We start from the raw sequence: 19680 nt of genomic DNA, 5'->3' as shown, positions 1-19680 counted from the left end.
CCGCAACCACACCGCAGCATCCGACGAACTACGCCGCATCACCACCGGCACAAACCTGCGCTAACCTAACCCCGCGACCTGGGGAGTTTCAACGAGCAGGACTGGGGAAATTCGCTGAGCGCCGTCAGTATCGGGCTGAGGCGTTGTTCGACGCGCACACGGATGATCTCGAGTTCGGGTACCGACTCCTCGCCGATGAGGCTCGTGACGCTGGGCAGGCGATGGCTGACCGGACTGCGTGGCGGATCGCTTCAGAGAATGGCTGGTGGAGCGCGTTCGGGAAGAAACGCGCCAAGAACGGTAAGAAGCCGGGCCCTGCTGTCCATGACGATCTCTGCACGGTGACGGACGAGGACGGGCGGACGCGGCACCAATTCACCGCTGACAGCCCGAACCAGCTGTGGTTGACCGATATAACCGAGCACAAAACCGGTGAGGGGAAACTGTATCTCTGCGCTATCAAAGACGTGTTCGGGAACAAGATCGTCGGCTACTCGATCGACTCGAGGATGAAGTCGGCGTTGGCCGTGAACGCGCTGAATAACGCCGTCGCGATGCGCGGCGACGTTGCCGGCTGCGTGGTCCACAGCGACCGAGGATCTCAATTTCGAAGCAGGAAGTTCCTCAGAGCTCTGGCCGCCCACCGGATGGTCGGATCCATGGGCCGGGTAGCGTCCTGCGGTGACAATGCCGCGATGGAGAGCTTCTTCAGCCTGCTGCAGAAAAACGTCCTAGACCGGCACTCATGGACCACCCGTGACCAGCTGCGCATCGCGATCGTGACCTGGATCGAGCGGACCTATCATCGTCGCCGACGCCAAGCCGCCCTGGGCCGTTTGACGCCTGTCGAATACGAGACCATCATGAACACGTCAGCCGCACTCGCAGCGTGACTAGAAACTGTCACCTACGCGTGCAGCAGACCCACGACCTCGACCTCGTCCGTATGGCGTCCGTCTGAGAAATTGGCAATGGCCTCCCGCCGCCGTAGCGTCATACTGAGGCCGACGAGCGGGACCGCGGTGCCTGTAGGGTGCGCTCATGTCTTCCTTCTACCGAAATATCCGGTCGAAACCCACGATCGTTCTTGCTACCGTTTGCGCCATCCTGCTGGCAGCGGTGATCACGACGAGCCTTATTTTCGCGGCATCAGCCCGGTCTGTTTCCCTGGAGGACGTGACTGCCGAGGTCACGACTGGAGTGGATGACTTGCAAGACCAGCTCCCCACATCAGCTGTCGACAAGTCCACCGATATCACTCGGACCGAGCCGTGCCCTGATGGAAGCGCGGGTGAGCTGATACGGCTCACCCGCACGGTCACCACCGTCGCGGGTTTCGACGCGCCGCAATGGGTGCGTGAACTTTCCGGAAAGTACAACGCGACCGAAGGGTGGAGTGCACGCCTTCGCACCGGGGGAGCAAGCGATCACCTCACCCTGACCCTCGTGGACCGGAAGCTCATGCTTTATACCCTGGCGACAGGATCAAGTGGCGAGAAAGGACAGCTCACAATCGGAGCGACTTCGAGGTGCTCAACGAAGTAGCCTGCGCGGGAATACCTCTACGCCGAATGAGATTGCCACCCGCCTGAACTAGGCCGTCCTCGGTGATCGCTCCTCCCCCGGTCTAGGTCGAACTGACTGGCGACGTGCCGATAGGGGTCCGGTCTGAGATACCGTCGCCGGTGACTCTACAAGGACTTCGGCAGGTATCGCCGTATCAGATACCAGAAAACCGCGGCAACGCCAGCAAATACGAGGGTCATAACCAAGTTCCACCAATGAGGCTCGCCATAGATGACGGATAAGGCGAAAAGCACTGCGCTGCCAAGCCCGACTATCAGCCATCCCCAAGCCAGGAACACCAGATACTTTCGAGCGCGTCCGACGCTTGACTGCTGCGATGGCTGATTGCTCACACGGAAGATTCTCCTTGCAACAGAGATCCCGCCGCAAGCACCTGGCGACGCCCTCGTCTCGGTGACGGTCCGGCGTCTGGGTCTATTCGAATTCACTCAGGATCACTGGCCGCGCTGAAGGTCGCTCATATGCTTTACCAAGCCCCACCATTTACGTTGCCGCGATTGCTCACTAGCCGGCCAGGACCGGGGCGGGACAGGGATTTACAAACGTGAATGCGTTCCTCAGTACTCCGGCTGGCGGCCCGGCGCTCCTCGGGTTCATGGTCGTGGCTAGTTTGCTCTGGGTCTGGGCCAGAAAGCGGGATTTGCGACTCCGCGAGGAGAGACGCCGGAACGGGGTGACCGGAAGACCTCCAGGGCAGTTTCTCGCGTTCGTAGTCATTGGCGTCGCAATCGTCATCATCGAAACGCTGTCAGTAGTCTTCTCTCCCCACACCGATGGCTCGTCGCTCATCGTGCCCGCCGTTCTCCTCATCGTGGGCGTCGCCTTTGTTGTGGTCGGGTTGGTCGGATACTCCAGAAAGAAGAAGAGCAGCCGCAGGGACGCGAAGTAGACGAAGCTTCCGTTGCTGGACCAGACGGAGGAAATGGGCCTTTTGCTTCTCTGCTCAGAACGGCAATCAGGCAACCACTGACGATTCACGACCACCCCTGCCAAGTCGTCTCTGGACCCGCGGCCGTCCCGCTCGAGGGTCCCGTACCGGTATGACGCTTAACAGGGGTGTCCTTCGCGTCACCTACTCTTCGCGCCGTTGTTCAGCGCGAATGGCTCTCTTCCGGGCAATGAAGTTCAGCCCGGCGGAAGTAGTAATACAGACGCCAACAAGCAGGTTGAGGTAGGGCGTGAACTCGCCTGGGGACCTCAGAATCAACACCACTGCGGCTATGGACAGAACGACACCGACAACGCCTAGGACAAGCAACAACTTCAGCATGTAAACAGGCTAACAATCCACTTACAAATCGGGTGTTGAGGCATCTATCCCGTTCAACGCCGGGCTTCCGGCACGACTTCGATGGATCCCCGCGACATGGTGTTCGCACAAGCGGCGCGGGTGTACCGTGCACCTCATGGTCGAACGATTTGCCAAAGCCGCCACCGTACCCGATGTTATTGGGTTGCCATTCCATGTTGGACGCGAACTCGCCTACGCTTCGGGCGTCACGCTGGCGAACCCGGACCCGGACGGGCCTCCGATCAGTGCATTGGCTTGGCCTGGGCTTTTCTACATCACAGCGCAAGAGCCTGCCGCGGGCACGACTGTGTACCAATGGGATTCAGTGACGATCGAGATCATCGAACACGGAACCGCCGAGACCATGGCTGTTCCAGATGGAACCGAGCCACCCTCCGAAGACGCAACGCACGCCATACCGCAACGAGAGAGTTACGTCGACCTCACCGACCAGATGGACTCGTCCGACTACTGAGCCCAGGTGCTTCCCGGTTGGAATCCCTCGATGAAGAGTCGAAGTAGAAGGTGCCGGTCAGCCGGGACACGAGCTGAGTATCTAGATCCGCCCGGAACTGGGTTGGGCTTGTTCGGCACGAGTAGGGTCGGTGTCAGAAGACGGGACGCTATTGTCCTCGCTTCGAGGGGGAACAATGATCTTTCGAATCGCGAAAGTATCCGTCGCGGCCACGATCGTTCTGCTGCTGGGCGCATGTGCAAGCGGAGGGACACCGGCCGATGGGTCTTCATCTGGACGGGCGGTGATTGGCTATGTCAAGTTGTTTCACTACCGGCGTGACGGTCTGATCCACTACCACCACTAGCTTGTAGGGCTTGGTTTTGTTGGGTGTGGGCGAGGCGGTAGGAGCGGGTTCCGGTCTCGATGATGGTGCCGTTGAAGGTGAGCCGGTCAACGATCGCGGCGCAGAGCCTGGGGTCGGTGAACGTTTTCGTCCAGCCGGAGAATGACTCGTTGGACGCGATCGCGATGGAGTTGTTCTCTTCTCTTTCGGTGAGGACTTGGAAGAGGAGCTCGGCGCCTCGGCGGTCGAGTTCCATGTAGCCGAGCTCGTCGATCGCGAGGAGGTCGACGCGGCCGTAGCGGGCGATGGTGCGGGCGAGGTTCTTTTCGTCTGCGGCTTCGACGAGTTCGTTCACAAGCCTCGTGGCGAGGGTGTATTTGACTCGGTACCCCTTCTCCGCGGCCGCGGTGCCGAGCCCGATGAGGAGATGAGTTTCCCGGTTCCGGAGTCCCCGATCAGACACAGTGGTTGCCCTTTCCGCACCCAGTCCCCGGTCGCTAACGTGTTGATGGTGGCGGGGTTGATGTTCGGATTTTCGTCGAAGTCGAAATCGCCCAACCATTTATCTCTCGGGAACCCGGCCGCTTTCACCCGTCGGACCGAGGATCGCCGGTCGCGGTCGTCGCACTCAGCTAACAGCAGCTCGGCGAGGAACCCTTGGTAGCTGAGCTGTTCTTTCTGAGCGGCCGCGGTCGCTTCGTCGACGACGCCGCGGATGGTCGGCAGCCGGAGCCGGCGGCAGGCGCCATCGATCGCAGCGTTCGCTGCTTCCTCGGTCATCCCGCGGCGGCGCCTGAACGTGGTGCTGGTGCTGGCAGGGGTGGTCATGATCGTGTTCCTTTCGTCACGGCCAGGACCGTGTGGGGGGTGGGCCGTTCAGGTAAACGAAGCAGCTGGTCGTAGTCTGCGACGGACGGTAGGGGCCTGGTATCTGCAGGAAGATCGGCGATAACAGCGGCAGGATCGGCGAGGCGGCGTTGGGTGAGACTGACAACTCTTCGCTCGCCGTCACGCTCACGAGCAACAAAGGGACGCTCCGACTGACTACCACCTTGGGCTTCATGCCTGCGCGCCTCGACGGCGACAACGTCTGAGGTGACCGCCCCGACGCTCAGGGCGGCCCGGATGCCTGCTTCGATGTCGTCCGCGGTCATGGTGCGGTGCAGCAGGAGAACGTCGATCAGTGCGCGGGTCCCGCCGGCATCGCCGTCCGTTTTCCGGGCAGCGGCCCAGAACGCATCGTGGGCGGCCGTGAAGGTGCCAGCCTTCCGGGCGTGGGCCAGCGCGGTCGATCCCTGAAGGGCGCCGGGTTTGTGGTGGAGCACTTCGAGGTAGTGGTCCAGGTTCACGCTTTGCCCGTGGATGGCCACGACCCGGGGATGCCGGGCGATTTCGGTGCGGCCGTCGAAGATGACCACCTCCGACGCTCGGAGAGAGACTCGCACAGGCCGGCCGATCATCCGGGCGGGAACGGAGTACTTCGCCATCCGGACCGTGACCAGGGCCGACCGGTCAACCCGAGGCGATAACGACAACCCTGGTTCGAACCGTTCGAATGGCAGCGGGGCAAGGTGGGGGCGTTCGACATCGAAGTCCTGACCGACAGTCCTGATCCTGTTGTCGATACGGCGGGTGTTATCGGCTTCATCCCAGACGATGATCTTCTCGTTGAGCTCCGCGAGGGAGTCCACGACCGGCATCGGGGAGAGCCGGTTACGGCGAAACCGCCCCACTTCGCCTTCAATGCCGCCTTTCTCATGCGCCCCATCGATGCCCGGGAGACAGTAAAAGGGATCGAAGCCGTAATGGGAACGGAACAGCACCCACCGGGGGTTCTCTGTCCGACGTCGGCCCGTGCCGTAGATCACCGCAGACACCGCATCGGTGAGGTTGTCGTACTTGATCTGCATCGTCGGGATCCCGCCGAGTGTTTCGAACGCGGCGATATGGCCCTCGAGGAACGCTTCCTGCCCGGACGTCGGGTACACCCGGTGCACCGCTTTACCAGAGTGGGACAACCGGAACGCGAACAGCTGACACTTCGTCTTCGCCCCCGCGAGCATCACATACACGTCACCGAAGTCGACCTCGGCCTCCGCACCGGGTGCGTGTTCCTGCGGAACGGACGCGTCCACGGCCCGGCCCGCGGCCGCGTTGATCTCTGGTCTTCGGCGGGCGACGTAGTCCCGAACTGTCGAGTACGACAACTCCACTGCCCCGTGCTCGTCCGCGAGACGCGCCAGAACCCGGCGGGCTGTGTGTCGTTGTTTCCTCGGCGCCGTGAGATCAGCGGTGAGCATCGCATCAATGATCGTCTTGAACCCGTCCAACCTCGGCGAGCGGCGTTCCGGGACCTTCCTCGGTAACGGCTCGGCCCGGGCAAGCGCCGCCCGGACAGTTTCGCGGGCCACACCGTGCCGGCGAGACAACTCCCGGATTGAGAGCTCGTCCACGCGCGCATCACGCCGGATTTGTGCATACAGATCCACCCTGGACTCCATAACTGCCTTCCACCGCTGACACCACAGGGTCAGATAATCAACGGTGCCGGTGGACGCGAATCAAACCGTCACAACACCCCGGCAAACCGTCAGGTGGTAGTGAACCAAGCCGTCCTAGTGGACTCCACTCAAGCTGTCACAGACAGGTGATCGAGTTGGCGGTGTCACACGCGTGCGCTGCGGGTGGATCTGAGGAATGTGTTTCCGTGAACGGTGAGAACATTGCAGTGCCTGCCGCATATGAAAGCGCCGACGTTCAAGAAGCTGACGTCATCGAAAGCGGCGGGCAGGGTTCGGTGCACGTCACCTTCACCGACGAAGGCGGGAAAGTCCTCAATTCAGTGACCACGCAAGCGGCGCAGGCGGCGGACGGGGCGCGCCTGGTGATGAAAGCCGGCGACGCGATCATTGGTGCGCCCGTAGCCCTCACGGCCCTTGAAAGTAGTGAGGTGTCAATCGCAGTCCCACAGGGCAATAATGCTCAAGACCTTCGAGACGCGATTCTCGGCCACTGATTAGCCGGACACCCGGGTTCGACAGACGCGTTCCGGCTGTGGTCAGCGATCCGGTATCCCTTCAGGGTTTTGGTTTGATCGTTGGATCTCTCGTTCAAGATCAGCGAGCTGCTCCTCCGTAGACCGGGAATCCACACTCCGGCCGGATCGTGCATCCTTGTCGGTGGACTTCCACCGGCTCGGGTCCCCGAAGCTGACGTTGCCGCCTGATCGGTACGCGTACTCACGGCCGAGGATGAGCCACAGACCGGTTCCCACGAGGGGAAGGAACACGACGAGGAGCACCCAGGCAATCTTGGGGAGGTGCTTGATCTGGGACTCATCGCGAAGAATGATGTCGACGAGCGCGAAGACAACCGCGCCGAGGAGCACAACAGAGAACAGGACCGCGATCATCTCCGCAGCCTGACGCACTTGTCGGTGCTCCGTCAACCTTCCTCAGACCCGGGGCCGCCTTGTAGGGGCCAGCACTTTGGCGCGGGCTGGTGGTTGAGAGCAGGAGGCACAGCTGATGGCAGGCTCAGCCCTGATGACAGGCTCCTTCGCGTTACGCCTTGTGGTTCTTATTCGATATAGCTAGATTACTGGTATGGATCGGATTCAACGGGTGACAGCACCTACCGTCGATGTTCTTCACGTGATGTTGGGCACCACAGCCCCGGTGTGGGGTTTGCAGATCATCAAGCAGACGCAGCGCCTCCCCGGGACGATCTATCCGATCCTCGAGCGTCTTGAACGAAACGGCTGGATACAGTCATCCTGGGAGGAAGACTCTTCACGGCAAGGACCCCGCCGCCGCCTGTACAAGTTCACTGCCGAGGGGGAGATTGCCGCCCGGGAGACCTGTTCGGCGTTCGAAGCGAAACGGACTTCGACCGGTAGGCCTGAGACGGGGCGGTTGGCGACGTCATGAACTCGATACATCACCTGCTGATCATGGCGGCGGTCGCATTCTCACCGAGGGCCAGCCGAATGAGCCGAACCGAGCAGTGGTCGGCGGACTGCCGGGACGCCGCCGAGCTTGGCCTCTCGAGGTGGACCATCGCAGCGGGCGCCCTGTCCACCTCCATCCTGAGCCGCCGGCTTGCCAAGACCACCAGCTCCACCGTCACCGAGAAGCAGGAGAAGAACATGAAGTTTGAAGCGAAAGTCGGACGGCGTCTCCTGACCCGGTTCGTCACTGGGACGCTCATCACGGCGTCTGTGGCCACCGGCGCGGTCAGCATTGGTGCCGCCTGGGTAGGGAGCGAGCTCGACACGCTCTCCCGGGCCGCCACGATCGAACCACTGCCCGGGCCTGTGACCTGGGCAACCCTAGACGAGGGACCAGCACCGGAATGGACCGACACCAGCACACTCATCATCATTGACACAACGACTCCATAAAAGGGATGCGCTGTTTCGTCACCGTCGGTACCCCCTGCAACACAACTGCCCGCTGGGAAAGCAAACATGATTCGATCAAGCCTTGTCGCGAAAACCGCTCTGATCCTATGAGCCTGCCCCTTAGGTGGAACCTTCGTACTTGTGTCGGCACGCAGCTAGTGATCGTGGTTCTGTCGCTCGTAATGATCATCACGGCCTTGTTCCTTCAAGCTACGTATGGTCAGATCACGGACCCGGGGGCGAGCGTCTGCACCGTCGACCCTTCCGGCGGTGCCCTATCGAGCTGCATTTATCCTGGCAATTACGCATTTTCCAAGACCGTCCAGGCGTTCGCACCCGGTGCTTTCACCGCCGGGCTCGTCGGCATACTCATCGCACTCTTACTCACGGGCCTCAGCCAACTAAGCAGAACCGCAACTATCCCAGACCCGCAGCACAAAACCGACGGCCAACAGACCGAGAACGACGACCGGTTCCGCCGCCCCCGCTAAGACGGCTGCATCTAAGGGGTTCTTGACTTGGAGAAGCTATCTTCCTATTCTTTGGTTATGCCTCGACGTAAAGCCGGAACGGTGCTCCCTCTGGAGTACGACATCCTCGAAGCAGGCCTTGACCTGCAGAGCCGCAACGAACCCATCTATGGCTTTTCTCTTGCCCGGGCGCTCCGCGAGTCCGACTCCTCTAAGGGTCTGACCGCGCATGGGACGCTGTACAAAGCTTTGGGCCGGATGGCTGAGGCTGGTCTTCTGGAGGCCGTATGGGAGGACCCTGCGGCGGCAGAGGCCGAGAGCAGGCCCCGCCGGCGTTTGTACCGGGTCACCGGTCAAGGCGCCGAGGCGCAGCGGTCGGCCCGGGTCGCGGCACAGCCGGCCGCACCGATTCGCCGTGTCGGTCTGGGACCGGCGCTCTCATGAGCGCGATCAGGACGAAAGCGGAGCGCCGGACAACAGTGTGGGTGCTCCGATGGGCGGCGTTCTACACGCGCGGGCTTCCTCGTGAGGTCGCTAACGATCGGCGAGACGAGCTCGCGTCGGATCTCTTCGAACACAGCAAAAGTGCGGGGCGCACCCCGCGTGAGCGGCGAGCCCTCGCCAGTGAGATCGGGATGCGGGCGGTGTTCGGTATGGGCGCTGATCTGTCGTGGCGTGGACAGCAGCTGCGACGAGAACGCAGCGGGCAAGCCGCCATCTCGCCGCGCCGACAGCGTTCAGGTGCGCAACGAACATCCACCGCGGTCTATGTTCTTGCCGCAGTCATGATCGTTGCCTCGCTCTCTGGTGCTGTTCGAGCGACACTGAACGTGTCGGCCTTCTCCTCCCCCGGTGCGCCTGCCGTCCTCCTAAGCTGCGGTGTGCTGGCATGTCTGGCCGTGTTTCTGTTCAGCCGGCCCGGTAGTCGCCTCCTCGGGGGCATCGGGTTGGCTGTCCTGGCGTTCCCCATCGGGTGGACACTGTCGATGGCCCTGCCGAGTATCAGCGCTCACGCCTCGCAGCTCTACGCCGCCCTCATGGAACCTCTCCTCGACCTGCTACCGCCGCTTCTTGGACTCGGGACGATGCTCGTACCGTCGATGCTCGTTGCGGCGTGCTTTCTCATTGGCACCATCCGAACCCGGCCACAGGCCGGCCAGACTCCCCGCCAAGAATCAGACCCCGGACTGGTGGGGTAAGCGCTGATGAAAGCCTCACGACGAATTCTCGCCCTGATCGGCGCACTCAGTGCGACCGTGAGTTTGATGCTGACCGGGTGCGCAGCCTCACCACCCGCATCTGCGGATCTGCGCGCCGCGGGTATCGAGCCGGCCCTGCCGGACCCGCTCGCCGCGTACGCTCAGCCAGCCGAGGCCATCACCAAGATCACCCAAGCAGTCGACATCCTCACGACCGAGTGCTTCACCCGGTTCGGGATGACCTACCGGAGCGCTCAGGACTATGACCAAGTGCGCGAGAGCTTCAAGATCGCAGACCAACGCCTCTACGGCATCACCGACCTCGCCGTCGCAGACGTATGGGGATACATGCCTGCCCCAAGCCCAGACCCGGCAGAACCCTGGTACGACGAAATTGCAACGGACCAGTATCAGCTTGTTCTTGCCGGCGTCGTGAACAACCAAAGACCAACCCCGGAAGACCAGAAACTTTCCCCTGGCACAGTAAACGGCCAACCCGTACCAGCCGGCGGGTGTCTGGGACAAGCACGCGTGGAGATCACTGGCACGATCGACACCGCTCCCCCGACCGGCCGTGATCTCGCGATGTCCCTCCATTCCCAGGCGTGGTTCGACGCGTGGAACGACCCGAGCACCACCGCGGCGAAGGCAGACTGGGCAGCGTGTATGGCCGCGGCCGGGTACAACCGGACGGACCCCGTCACCGACGACCTGGACCTTTCCAACGAGATCGGCGTTCGCGCCTCCAGCGAAGACGTCGCCCAAGCCACCACCGACATTCAGTGCAAGACCCGGACCGACTTCATCGCGACAGCGAATGCCTCGCACGTTGCCCACGCCAACGCCCTCATCGAGCAGCACCGTGACGAACTTAGACCGGTGCAAGCCTTCTACGCGGCTGCTAGCGCAAAGGCCGACCGCGCTACCGGACATTAGTAACACAGTCCGCACCCGTCCCACATAACGTCCGGTAACCGGGGTCTTCATTTCCGCTGGGCCGATCGCCGTACTGGACCTATCGCACGGTACCGAATTGCGGGTTTTGGTTATCGAACGGATTTGAACAAGCTGCGTCGCCGGGTTCTTGTCGGGAGTATCAAGCGGCCGCTGCTGTATAGGAAGAGCAGAAGGACACCGATCCCGACTGGGATAGTGATGGCGGCGGCTGTACCGTTTTGGATGACGATGCCCTGAATCTCGTTGGCAGCGAAAGTGACAGCCAACGGGGTGAGACTAAGCACAATGGTGAAGGCGGTGTTCCAGCGCCGGGTAAGGGCGAATCCCACTGCAGTCGCGAGAAGGACCAGCGCCCCGTACCAGAACATGCCGACACCGCTCCAGAGGGATCTGCTGGACGCCCACTGCCCGTAGGGAAACGAAGGGGTGCAATAAGCAAGGGCAGCCAGTAGTCCCCATCCGACGAAAGCGCCGCCGGTAAACACCCCTCTGCGTGGCCGCCCAACAATTGCCACTAACGCGAAGCCCACCAGGAGGACCAACGTGGCATTATCGACCGGCCAGATTCCTGGGGTCAACCGGTACAGAAAGGGCATCGGGATCGCGGCGGCGATCGACAAAACCAGCACTACTCGACCAACCGCCCACCGGCCACTAAGTGCCGCAATCAGGGCGATCATCCAAAGGCCAGCGAAGACAAAGCCGGTGTCATAGAACGGACCGATCTGGGTGAGAGAACCCGGCGCAGGATTCCCCGCTAACCACGGAGCCCAACTGCTGATAACGAATTCGGTCACCGCGATACCGGTTCCCGCCGTGAGAGCGATCGTGCTTCCCGCATTCCGGATCTCTGGAACAACAAGGCGGTCCAGACGTGCCGCAACGCCGTGAACCATGATGGACGTGCATTCGTCACGTGTGGGGGTACCGCGATGCTCCGCGTCGGCGACGTCAAGAAGGGTCCCGAGGAATGCGTCCTCGTGCATGACCCGCCACTGCTTCGGGTACCAGGCGAGCAGTCGCCGGTATCGGGCCTCCAACGCCGACCTCATGCGATTCCCCCGAGGATGAGAGCGGGTCTGAGGGACAACTGCGAACGGACGGTGAACACCTTCGCCTCAAGTCGGTCCGCTTCAAGGACGAGTCGGCTCTCCCCCGCCGGTGTCAAAGCGAAGTAACGGCGAACACGCCCCGACACCACCTCATCACCATCGGCACGGACAAGACCCTCCTTCTCCAACCGCTCAAGCGACGCGTACAACGTCGTCACCGGCAGAACGACAGCCCCACCCGACAGCCGCGAAGCATCCTGAATGATCGCATACCCATGCTGCCGGCCCTGCGTCAAAGCGGTCAAAATCCAAAACACAGGCTCACGCATCTCGCTTCTACTCATAACCCGAACATATTCCCACAATGGGCATATGGGCCGAACTACCACCGGCGTTTCGCTCTCTGTCGAGCAAACGCGTCATCGTGACAACCAAACCCTGGGCAGACTCAGGTGCTGGGTGCTGGCGTCTGGGTAGCGCATCCCCAACCAGCTCGAGACCGCTGGCGCGGCGAACGACGCACTCGCACCTCCAACCAGAAGCACAACCAGACCCGCACCAAGGCCGAAGTTGCTACGGAAGAGACGCCGCTTACGCGGCAACCGAGTCGCGTTAGCCGCGTAAGTTCTCGCCAAGGCGACTGTTTCTCGCTCGATACCCGGTCTCGAAAGATCGAGTCCAGGCTTGGCATCCATCAACAGCTCATCTATCCGGTCGGACACTGATTCCCCCGTAATCGGAAGGGGTCAACCCCCCTCTATCTATTACGGGTCCGGCACATCCAGAACCGTCCACGCCACGCAGAAAATCCCGCCCGCCATAGTCGCCGGCCCTCTTAAGCTGACCCAATGAGACCGACCCGACCATCCCGCCTGCGAACTTCGCACGCCACCCAGCTGATCATGCTGTTGCTGTCAGTGTCGCTCATCACCACAGCTGTGATCCTCCAGATCCAGTTTGGTCAGGTCACCGACGGCGGAGGACTTGTATGCACCACGAACGCCTTCTCGGGAGTCACTGCCAGTTGTATGTACCCCGACGGGTGGACGCTATCCAAAACAATCCAGGCATTCGCGCCCGGCGCGTTCACAGCCGGAGCAATCGGCATCCTCCTGGTGCTCATGCTTCGCGGCATCAATTACTCACTAGCGGCCCACGCCGCACAGAACGTTCCTCCGATGAGGCAAGCAGACAACGAAGGCGCAGACGACGTCGATCGCTTTCGGAGACCATCCCAATCAGTTTGAGGTCGAGTTTTTGGGCCCAAGCTGTCCCGCAAGGGGTCCGCCTTGCGATCTATGCTTTTGCTTCTTTAGTGGGGTTTATCTGCATTGGATAGAGTCAGCTCGAGGATGAGTGCCCCAGGGCTGAGGAAGGAGTTGCGCTGAACGTGCGCTACGCAGCCTTTCTACGATAGTCGGCGCCTGAGGTTTCTCGAGTCGCTAGTTGCCGCGAGGTTTGCCTTTGTCCATGCCCCTTAGACCTATCCATCCGCCGACAGCTAGGGCGAGCCCGGCAATACCATTCGCGTATGCGCCAAGATTCGGCGAAGCGAAAATGATTAGGACAATGCTGCTTAGAAGTATCAAAACGCCGACAACGCCGACGATCCGAAGGAGAAGTACGGTTCGTTCGGTTTTGGTCTTGGGCGACATCTTCGAATTTTACTGTTCCGAATTCAGCTTCGCGCATGGCCGGTAGCGGTTTATAGAAGTCTCGGGCTAGAACAGGGGACTTCTCCCGCGCCGTCACGAGGCGAGTTCGAGCTCGTCCCGTCAACCCTCCGGTAAACGAGAGTGCCATAGCCGGCGAATAAGGCATCATCAGTGCCAACCCGCCGAATTTACGCTCAGCCCAGGGGTCTCCCCCTAGGCAGTGACCGATCACCACCGACGAAGGGGTGGCCGCTGTTGTAAACGGTCTCGAGACGGGACGCCTCGGCTTCGAGCAAACTGCACACAAACTCCGAGAATGTCCGATGGTTCTCTTGCGCATGAGTCATTGTGTAGGCCGCTCGCACGCGGTCCCTCAGCTGGGGCGAGGCCAGCACGGTGACTTTCACATCAGCCAGCTCGACATGCTCCATGGGCAAAGGCTGCTCTTTCGGCCTGGGCACGAGATCTGTGACAACAGGCCTGCTGAGGACCTCAGGAGCGGGTGGCCTCATCGATTTGATCAGGCTGCTAGGAGCCGCCGGTGCCGAGGCACGAGGCGGAGGCCCCGCCACGCGGCGGTCCTTGCCCGCATCATCAGACATGAACGCCCCCGTTGGCGTGTTCCTTCTCCTGTATACGCCGGACTACCTCAGCCGCGATTTCTTGCAGATCATCGGCAACACCTTCAGCAGATGCAGGACCAACAGATTGCGGCTTCAACCCCGCTCGGAGCTGCTCCCAGAACTTCGGTGCTGCCTTGACCTGGTTGTCGAGTTCGTGAACCAGCAAACCGCTCCCCCGCGCCTTCTTCGCGGTAGCTTCCGAATGCCGAAGGAAAGTCGTGAAGACCAGAGCCTCAATCTCGCTGCGCATCTCGGGAGTTGCCTGAGCGCCACCGAGGGCGTCTGCTACTTGTTCACTGAATTCGCGGCGTACGTTTGTCGCTGACGTGCTCGATCCGAACATGAGGACACCTAGCAAATCCATGTCGGGATTGAGATCGAGAACCGAGTCCAGCCGGTCAGCTGTGATCTTCATTCCCCTGAGGCTGCCCTCGTCCGTCTTTACCGGGATCAGCACGTACCGTGCCGCAGCGACCGCTGCCGCCTGGAGCATGTCGTTTCCGGGCGGGCAATCCAGCAGGATGATGTCGTACTTCGCTGCTATTTGGTCGAGCATCATGGCGACAGAAAGTCGCGCTTCCTCCAACTTTCCCTGAGCTGCCTTTGACACGAGAGCCGCTGCAGCCGCGTCGATGTGCGCTCCCCCAATAATCACGTCTAGACCGGGCCTAACGTCATAGGCCGGTTTTGGGGTTACTCCGTACGTGAGAGCTTGGGCGAGAGCCAAGCCGTCATCGTCAACTTCGGTCCCTTGATACCCCAGATCGAGACCTAGATTGGCCTGGTAATCGAGATCAACTATGAGCACCTTCCACCCGGATAACGCGAGAAGACCTCCAATGTTGGCGGTAATCGTAGTTTTACCCACGCCTCCTTTTCCGTTGATGAGGGCCACGACCCTTTGCAAGTTGCTTCTGTCCACGATTCTCCTCTACCAGCTATTCCGGATATTACGGTTATTCCGGATATTACTGGCGGCGGCGCGCCGATGTACAAGTCTTTCTGCTGCCTGATCAGCGGTTACCGAGCGATAGTTCGTTATTCCGGAATAACCATTTATTGCGGCATAGCCGGTAATTTCGGAATAACACGCCTCCCAGACACTTGCTAAGCGACATCTCCGAGATATTTCCAGCGAGCGTCGGGCTCTAGCGATCCGTCGTCGACGAGCTGGCGGGCTGATCGGTGATCGGCCCGTCGATCTGGGCGGCGTGGGTATCTGGGCCATGTTCGTTCGCCCTGTGCAACGTCAACAAACGTTAGGGTTCGGCTCGATACGTGTGGACGTCTACTGCGCTGCCTTGGGGCGGCGTTCATCTGGTCAACCTCAGCAAGCCACCACGCCCACACTTCGCGTTCGACTCGATACCGATTAGCTCGATCAACAAGGAGACCAGCAACGCCTGCGGTCTTCGCCACACGATCGCGAACATCTCTTCTCGCACGAGACCACCCGTCAGTGTGTTTGACGACAAGGCGGTGGTGCCTAAGACGGGAGAGGATCGTGGCGGTGTGACGTACGGTGACACCCAGCAGACGTGCGGCGGTTTCAACCGTCACCGCGGGATGCTCCGAGAGAAGCGCGTAGAGCTGGCCGGCAAGGTGTCCAAGCCCTGGCCTGGTGAACAAGTCGTGCCGGCCTTCGGTGAGCTGACGTTCCAAAGTGGTCAGCAATGAAATCCGAAGATTGAAGAGTTCGGTAGGGGGGCGGGGGTTATGTATTGGTTGTGACCGGACTGTTCCGTAGCCTGTGGAAAAGTCGAGGGTTAGGCGCCATTCGGCGGCGTTGCCGCCGTCACTGAGGCTGACCCGGTCGAGGTATCCGGCTTCTGTAAGTGCTGTGAGGGCGTCTGCTGCGGTTGTGCGGCCTAGCCCTGCCATGAGGGCTAGGTCACGGATCGAGGCGGCGACAACGCGTTTCCCGGTCTGCAGGGAGAGATACGCGATCGCGGCAAGGATCGTGCGCTGGCTAATGCCTTTCTCGGTGCGGCCCCACCGGCCGGGGGAGACCCGAAAACGCGTCAGGAGGTCGTCTGTGGCGTCGACGATCGCTGTCAGCTCCGAGAGGTCAACGGGCGCCTGACGGCGGGGGAGCGGGGCCTGTAAAGCTGCGTAGTGCTGCGCTTTGGACCACTGCCGCTCGAGGCGGGCAGCGGCCTCAGCCGCATTTCGCGGTTTCCGGCCACGGACGGTGTTCTTCGTACGGTAATGCTCCATCCCGGGAGCGGTGCGCGCTTCACGGGCGACGTCGGCGAGTGACCATCCCGCGGACGCAGCCGCAAGCAGGCACATGAACCCTGTCCAGGAAGGGTTGCTGCCGCCGTTCACAGTGGCCATGTGCGCCTGCCCGGTAGCGTGCAGCGACCGGTGCGAGCTGTAACCGGCACGGAGCGGGCCGGAGGGCTTGGACTCGACGGGCCGCGGGGCGGGCCGTGTGGTGTTCAGGTGTGCGGTCAGGGCCAACACGTCACCCGTCGACGTTGACGGCTCGGTGAGGGCATCGAGAGAACCGCGGAGCACGGTGGAGCTGCTGCCGTCTCGGTGCGGTGACAGCGGCGGCCTAGCACCTCCCGTGCGGGGGTTGCAGAGCATCCCGTGATCAAGCGTTGAATAGTTCGCCCGCGCAGCGCCAGCAAGCGCCGCCACAGTACCGGCAGGACATCCGTGAAGGCCCACCCAGAGGTGCCGGCCACCAGTGCCGGAGGACTGGCAGACAACATGCGCGATACCGAGCTGGCCGAGGGTGCCGGAGAGGGAGTCGCAGTCGTCGGAGGCTTGTTCCATCAAGTCAGGGGAGACCCCGTTGGCGTCTTTGCCGTCGAAGTCGAAACAGAGCAGCCGAAACGTGCCCGTGTCGTCGGCGAGACGGACGAGCCACGGTGTGGACGGCTCCATCGGGCCCAGTCGGTGAGTGCGAGGGTAGGAGTTCTCCGAAAGCTGACCGTAGGCGTCCCGCTTCATCATCCCGACATGCTCACGAGGACTAATGCGGCGCGTCAAATCCCACGCAGACCATCCATCAGGGGACACGCCTGCACGATTCACAGAGAAAAATGGCGCACTAACGGCGCTATCGGTTACTATGAGTGCATTCCTTCCGGTGAAATGGTGGGAGTACAACAAAGGCACCGGCCTGATAAACCGGAACTTTTGCTGGATTAGCTCGAACCTCTACCGCCGGCAAGCAAGAGAAGGTTTGAGCTACGAAACTTTTGGGAAGCCCGACGTGAAAGCGTCGGGCTTCTTTCGTTATGCGGCCTTGGTGATAGGCGCCTCCGAGCCGTCAAGCATTGGGGAAAGAACGGGGAGGGAGCCCCGTTCAGACTCAAGTTGACCCACCAGACGTTCAAGGTAAAGCGAAAGCGAAAGCGATCCCGATGCCATGCCTGCGGCCTTTAGTCGGGCCTCTGTCTCCGCGGACAACACAATCTTTCTTTCTACGACCTTGACCCCCGCAGGGCGACGGTTACGTCTGATTCCTGCGTTGCTGGCTTGTGTCATGCGAGAAAGTATTCCGCCCTAAGGGGGGTGTTAACGCAAGGCGCGCCGCGTGTCTCGTTCGTACGAAGAAATTTCTTTACTGCAGCCTTAGCGATGGGTCTTAACCCACCGCCATATCGCGTTCGAAAACCGGATCGGATTGGCATTCCATTCCTATTCCGCCCTAAGGGGGGTGTTAACGCAAGGCGCGCCGCGTGTCTCGTTCGTACGAAGAAATTTCTTTACTGCAGCCTTAGCGATGGGTCTTAACCCACCGCCGTATCGCGTTCGAAAACCGGATCGGATTGGCATTCCATTCCAGAGCGTGGACAGCCGGGGTAAAGGTGGTAAGAGTCACGTAATCCCTGCGCATTTTTTCGAAAGCCTTGCTGTCCTCGTACGAGGCAACGGTGTCACCATCCGAGTGAAGAACTAGAACAGGGCTCTTTCGTCGAAGGCCACGACGGGACCAATCGAGCTCACTGAATCGAAGCGGTTCAGGGGACCCGAGCAATTGCGCAACCTTTCCTACGCCGAGAGCCCATATTGAAGCATCCGCTATCACTTTTGGCACCCCGAAGTTCTTGCTGCTGAGTCGAATACTGTTACGCCAACTGATGACGGGGGCGATAAGGATGAGCCCACCAATGAGATCGTCGTGTTTTGAACTGAAGGCAAGACGGAGAGCTATCGATGCCCCGCTTGACCAGCCGATGAGCAGGATTTTCTCTGCACCTTGGTGTGCTGCATAGTCCAGAGCATTCTCGATGTCGAGCCATTCAGTTTGGCCGAGAGTGAAGGCCCCACGTGGTGCGGGCGGCCCGTCCCCGTCCCCCCGCATGGACGGAACGAGCGAGGTAAATCCGGTGTCGAAGAGGCTCTGAACTGAGCGGAATGCTCCGTCGCGTCCGGAGAGGCTGCCGTGAATGTGGATGGCCCAGGTGGTGGCGCTGGCTTCGGTTCCTGGGAATAGCCACGCTGGTGCGACTCCGTAGGCGGTGTCGATCGTGACTTCTCGCGCGTCTGGGCTGACGGCCTGCGCGGTGGCAAAGACGTTACCGATGGGCCGCGCAAACGTCCCCGCTAATGGGGGCGTTGATCCAGGCGCTACAGCGAGAGATCGCTCGACTCGTGCGTCGCGGTCGATGTTCAAGATGGGCCCGAGCACGGCGTGCTGGGATTCGTCGTCATAGAGCAGGCCGAGTTCGCCGTCTTGTCGTGTCATCGGTGTGGATTCGAGAACTATACGGCCGTCGCTGGACACGTCGAGTATTTGTGTCGGTCGGCTGCGCACGGGGTGGATGATGCGCCATGCGACAAAAGCTGCAGCGCCAACGGTTCCCAGCGTTGTTGCGGACAGGAGTGCCGGAATAATTAGTCGCCGAGCGCGCATTAGGCGGCTGTACCAAGCACCATGGGGCGAAACTCTGAGCCAGGAACAATCAAGCGTTCTACCTGGCTCAGAATGTGCGCCTCACGGGATGAGAGCCGCAAGTTGCCACTCTTTTGGGCGGCATCTACCACTCGCACTAGTTCGGACGCTCTCGTCAGCAGCTTGCCCTCCGAGAAGATTATTCGAACTCCGCCTCTGGTCTCGCTTTGGACTAGCTCGTTTTGTTGGGCTATCTGTTGGAGATTCGAGACCAGTATCCGTCGCCGGCTAGGGGCCCCGATGGCGACCCAAGCGATTCCGGCGATGATGATGAGTAGTCCGAGGAAGAAGGGCAGCTCTGAGACATTCGATGCCGAGTACCGGAAGCTCTGGCCTCCGTAACCGAAGTGCGATGCGGTGAGGTAGGCGATCTCGATGATGCAGCCGATGATGACGGACGAGAAACCGACGATGAATATCGTTTGGACTCCTCGCCAATTTTTGATGGCCAGCATGACGGCTGAAAGCGAGATCCAGATCAGGCTGGCCATGTAGGCACTGCCGTAGATCCAGACGGATGTCTGATCGAGCCGGTTTGTGATGAATGCGACGTCCGTGACGCCTTTGTTTTCGATCAGGAAGAAAGGAACGATGCAGGCAGCGAACATGACGGCTAGTCCCCACCGGGTGCCGAAGCGTCCTTCGCTACCAGCTCGTCGAGCGAGAGCTTCTCGGAAGAACCAGAATGCGGAGACTGCGGCCAGGTCACGGACAAGAGTGGTGAAGTTGTTG

19 protein-coding genes and 1 pseudogene are annotated in these 19680 nt (G+C 60.9%); 9 read left to right on the top strand and 11 right to left on the bottom strand.

Annotated features, from left to right (window positions below; all coding sequences use genetic code 11):
• The 3 genes from B7R21_RS18655 to B7R21_RS18645 form a co-directional block, all read left to right on the top strand.
• Window positions 1–893 (top strand): IS3 family transposase (locus B7R21_RS18655; protein ID WP_216364311.1); only part of this gene is annotated, 893 nt, incomplete at its 5' end.
• Between the two features lie 148 nt (window positions 894–1041).
• Window positions 1042–1545, top strand: a complete 504-nt coding sequence (locus B7R21_RS18650; protein WP_116284760.1) for a hypothetical protein — start codon at window positions 1042–1044, stop codon at window positions 1543–1545.
• A gap of 586 nt (window positions 1546–2131) precedes the next feature.
• The gene (locus B7R21_RS18645; RefSeq protein WP_116284759.1) at window positions 2132–2476 is read left to right on the top strand and encodes a hypothetical protein; all 345 of its coding nucleotides are present in this window, start codon (window positions 2132–2134) and stop codon (window positions 2474–2476) included.
• Window positions 2477–2659: 183 nt separating this feature from the next.
• Here the strand turns inward: B7R21_RS18645 and B7R21_RS18640 are convergent, their stop codons facing one another.
• The gene (locus B7R21_RS18640; protein ID WP_116284758.1) at window positions 2660–2857 is read right to left on the bottom strand and encodes a hypothetical protein; all 198 of its coding nucleotides are present in this window, start codon (window positions 2855–2857) and stop codon (window positions 2660–2662) included.
• A gap of 136 nt (window positions 2858–2993) precedes the next feature.
• On the opposite strand from B7R21_RS18640, the gene B7R21_RS19845 reads away from it, so the two are divergent.
• Window positions 2994–3353 carry a PASTA domain-containing protein gene (locus B7R21_RS19845; protein ID WP_147305973.1) on the top strand — a complete coding sequence of 120 codons (360 nt, stop codon included), beginning with the start codon at window positions 2994–2996 and terminating at the stop codon, window positions 3351–3353.
• Between the two features lie 296 nt (window positions 3354–3649).
• Here the strand turns inward: B7R21_RS19845 and istB are convergent.
• Both istB and istA read right to left on the bottom strand, forming a co-directional pair.
• Window positions 3650–4506: pseudogene (istB, locus tag B7R21_RS18635) on the bottom strand (IS21-like element helper ATPase IstB).
• The gene (gene istA / locus B7R21_RS18630; protein ID WP_116284757.1) at window positions 4503–6179 is read right to left on the bottom strand and encodes an IS21 family transposase; all 1677 of its coding nucleotides are present in this window, start codon (window positions 6177–6179) and stop codon (window positions 4503–4505) included. Before istA ends, istB begins: the two are co-directional and overlap by 4 nt.
• A gap of 206 nt (window positions 6180–6385) precedes the next feature.
• Between istA and B7R21_RS18625 the strand changes: the two genes are divergently transcribed.
• On the top strand, window positions 6386–6694 hold the full coding sequence (locus B7R21_RS18625; RefSeq protein WP_116284756.1) for a hypothetical protein: 309 nt from the start codon (window positions 6386–6388) through the stop codon (window positions 6692–6694).
• A 42-nt stretch (window positions 6695–6736) separates the two neighbouring features.
• Here the strand turns inward: B7R21_RS18625 and B7R21_RS18620 are convergent, their stop codons facing one another.
• On the bottom strand, window positions 6737–7090 hold the full coding sequence (locus B7R21_RS18620; protein ID WP_147305972.1) for a PLDc N-terminal domain-containing protein: 354 nt from the start codon (window positions 7088–7090) through the stop codon (window positions 6737–6739).
• Window positions 7091–7283: 193 nt separating this feature from the next.
• Here B7R21_RS18620 and B7R21_RS18615 point away from each other — a divergent pair, with 193 nt between their 5' ends.
• The 4 genes from B7R21_RS18615 to B7R21_RS18590 all read left to right on the top strand — a co-directional run bounded on the left by B7R21_RS18615 (window position 7284) and on the right by B7R21_RS18590 (window position 10685).
• Window positions 7284–7607, top strand: coding sequence for a PadR family transcriptional regulator (locus tag B7R21_RS18615; protein WP_116284754.1), 324 nt, complete (start codon window positions 7284–7286; stop codon window positions 7605–7607).
• A gap of 59 nt (window positions 7608–7666) precedes the next feature.
• Complete coding sequence (locus B7R21_RS18610; protein WP_147305971.1) at window positions 7667–8080, top strand: hypothetical protein; 414 nt, start codon at window positions 7667–7669, stop codon at window positions 8078–8080.
• Between the two features lie 548 nt (window positions 8081–8628).
• Window positions 8629–8994, top strand: a complete 366-nt coding sequence (locus tag B7R21_RS18600; protein ID WP_116284751.1) for a PadR family transcriptional regulator — start codon at window positions 8629–8631, stop codon at window positions 8992–8994.
• Window positions 8995–9755: 761 nt separating this feature from the next.
• A complete protein-coding gene (locus tag B7R21_RS18590) occupies window positions 9756–10685 on the top strand; it encodes a hypothetical protein (RefSeq protein WP_116284749.1) in 930 nt (309 codons plus the stop codon).
• A gap of 110 nt (window positions 10686–10795) precedes the next feature.
• Here the strand turns inward: B7R21_RS18590 and B7R21_RS18585 are convergent, their stop codons facing one another.
• The 7 genes from B7R21_RS18585 to B7R21_RS18550 all read right to left on the bottom strand — a co-directional run bounded on the left by B7R21_RS18585 (window position 10796) and on the right by B7R21_RS18550 (window position 19556).
• Window positions 10796–11692, bottom strand: coding sequence for a hypothetical protein (locus tag B7R21_RS18585; protein WP_147305970.1), 897 nt, complete (start codon window positions 11690–11692; stop codon window positions 10796–10798).
• A 62-nt stretch (window positions 11693–11754) separates the two neighbouring features.
• A complete protein-coding gene (locus B7R21_RS18580) occupies window positions 11755–12102 on the bottom strand; it encodes a PadR family transcriptional regulator (protein ID WP_116284747.1) in 348 nt (115 codons plus the stop codon).
• A 1505-nt stretch (window positions 12103–13607) separates the two neighbouring features.
• A complete protein-coding gene (locus B7R21_RS21035; RefSeq protein WP_116284745.1) occupies window positions 13608–13844 on the bottom strand; it encodes a ParB family protein in 237 nt (78 codons plus the stop codon).
• 163 nt (window positions 13845–14007) lie between these two features.
• Entirely contained in the window at window positions 14008–14958 is a 951-nt protein-coding gene (locus B7R21_RS18565; RefSeq protein ID WP_216364310.1) for a ParA family protein, read from the bottom strand.
• 185 nt (window positions 14959–15143) lie between these two features.
• Window positions 15144–17000 (bottom strand): hypothetical protein, encoded by a 1857-nt coding sequence (locus B7R21_RS18560; protein WP_253259908.1) that lies wholly within the window; start codon window positions 16998–17000, stop codon window positions 15144–15146.
• Between the two features lie 769 nt (window positions 17001–17769).
• Window positions 17770–18741: an alpha/beta hydrolase family protein gene (locus B7R21_RS18555; RefSeq protein WP_172592277.1), complete on the bottom strand. Its 972-nt coding sequence runs from the start codon at window positions 18739–18741 to the stop codon at window positions 17770–17772.
• A gap of 167 nt (window positions 18742–18908) precedes the next feature.
• Complete coding sequence (locus B7R21_RS18550) at window positions 18909–19556, bottom strand: hypothetical protein (RefSeq protein WP_116284741.1); 648 nt, start codon at window positions 19554–19556, stop codon at window positions 18909–18911.
• Between the last annotated feature and the right edge of the window lie 124 nt (window positions 19557–19680).

The organism is Subtercola boreus, from assembly GCF_003399625.1.
In the GTDB taxonomy this organism is placed as follows: domain Bacteria; phylum Actinomycetota; class Actinomycetes; order Actinomycetales; family Microbacteriaceae; genus Subtercola; species Subtercola boreus_C.
The sequence above is the reverse complement of the archived record's forward strand: the minus strand, read 5'-3'. Positions and strand labels throughout refer to the sequence as shown.

What these genes read in the sequence shown, in the direction of transcription:
- B7R21_RS18560 (WP_253259908.1), bottom strand. Translation starts at nt 17,000, where the DNA reads ATGATGAAGCGGGACGCCTACGGTCAGCTTTCGGAGAACTCCTACCCT.
- B7R21_RS21035 (WP_116284745.1), bottom strand. Translation starts at nt 13,844, where the DNA reads ATGGAGCATGTCGAGCTGGCTGATGTGAAAGTCACCGTGCTGGCCTCG.
- B7R21_RS18640 (WP_116284758.1), bottom strand. Translation starts at nt 2,857, where the DNA reads ATGCTGAAGTTGTTGCTTGTCCTAGGCGTTGTCGGTGTCGTTCTGTCC.
- B7R21_RS18580 (WP_116284747.1), bottom strand. Translation starts at nt 12,102, where the DNA reads ATGAGTAGAAGCGAGATGCGTGAGCCTGTGTTTTGGATTTTGACCGCT.
- B7R21_RS18585 (WP_147305970.1), bottom strand. Translation starts at nt 11,692, where the DNA reads ATGCACGAGGACGCATTCCTCGGGACCCTTCTTGACGTCGCCGACGCG.
- B7R21_RS18590 (WP_116284749.1), top strand. Translation starts at nt 9,756, where the DNA reads ATGAAAGCCTCACGACGAATTCTCGCCCTGATCGGCGCACTCAGTGCG.
- B7R21_RS18650 (WP_116284760.1), top strand. Translation starts at nt 1,042, where the DNA reads ATGTCTTCCTTCTACCGAAATATCCGGTCGAAACCCACGATCGTTCTT.
- B7R21_RS18615 (WP_116284754.1), top strand. Translation starts at nt 7,284, where the DNA reads ATGGATCGGATTCAACGGGTGACAGCACCTACCGTCGATGTTCTTCAC.
- B7R21_RS18550 (WP_116284741.1), bottom strand. Translation starts at nt 19,556, where the DNA reads ATGTTCGCTGCCTGCATCGTTCCTTTCTTCCTGATCGAAAACAAAGGC.
- B7R21_RS18555 (WP_172592277.1), bottom strand. Translation starts at nt 18,741, where the DNA reads ATGACACGACAAGACGGCGAACTCGGCCTGCTCTATGACGACGAATCC.
- istA (WP_116284757.1), bottom strand. Translation starts at nt 6,179, where the DNA reads ATGGAGTCCAGGGTGGATCTGTATGCACAAATCCGGCGTGATGCGCGC.
- B7R21_RS18620 (WP_147305972.1), bottom strand. Translation starts at nt 7,090, where the DNA reads ATGATCGCGGTCCTGTTCTCTGTTGTGCTCCTCGGCGCGGTTGTCTTC.
- B7R21_RS18610 (WP_147305971.1), top strand. Translation starts at nt 7,667, where the DNA reads ATGAGCCGAACCGAGCAGTGGTCGGCGGACTGCCGGGACGCCGCCGAG.
- B7R21_RS19845 (WP_147305973.1), top strand. Translation starts at nt 2,994, where the DNA reads ATGGTCGAACGATTTGCCAAAGCCGCCACCGTACCCGATGTTATTGGG.
- B7R21_RS18600 (WP_116284751.1), top strand. Translation starts at nt 8,629, where the DNA reads ATGCCTCGACGTAAAGCCGGAACGGTGCTCCCTCTGGAGTACGACATC.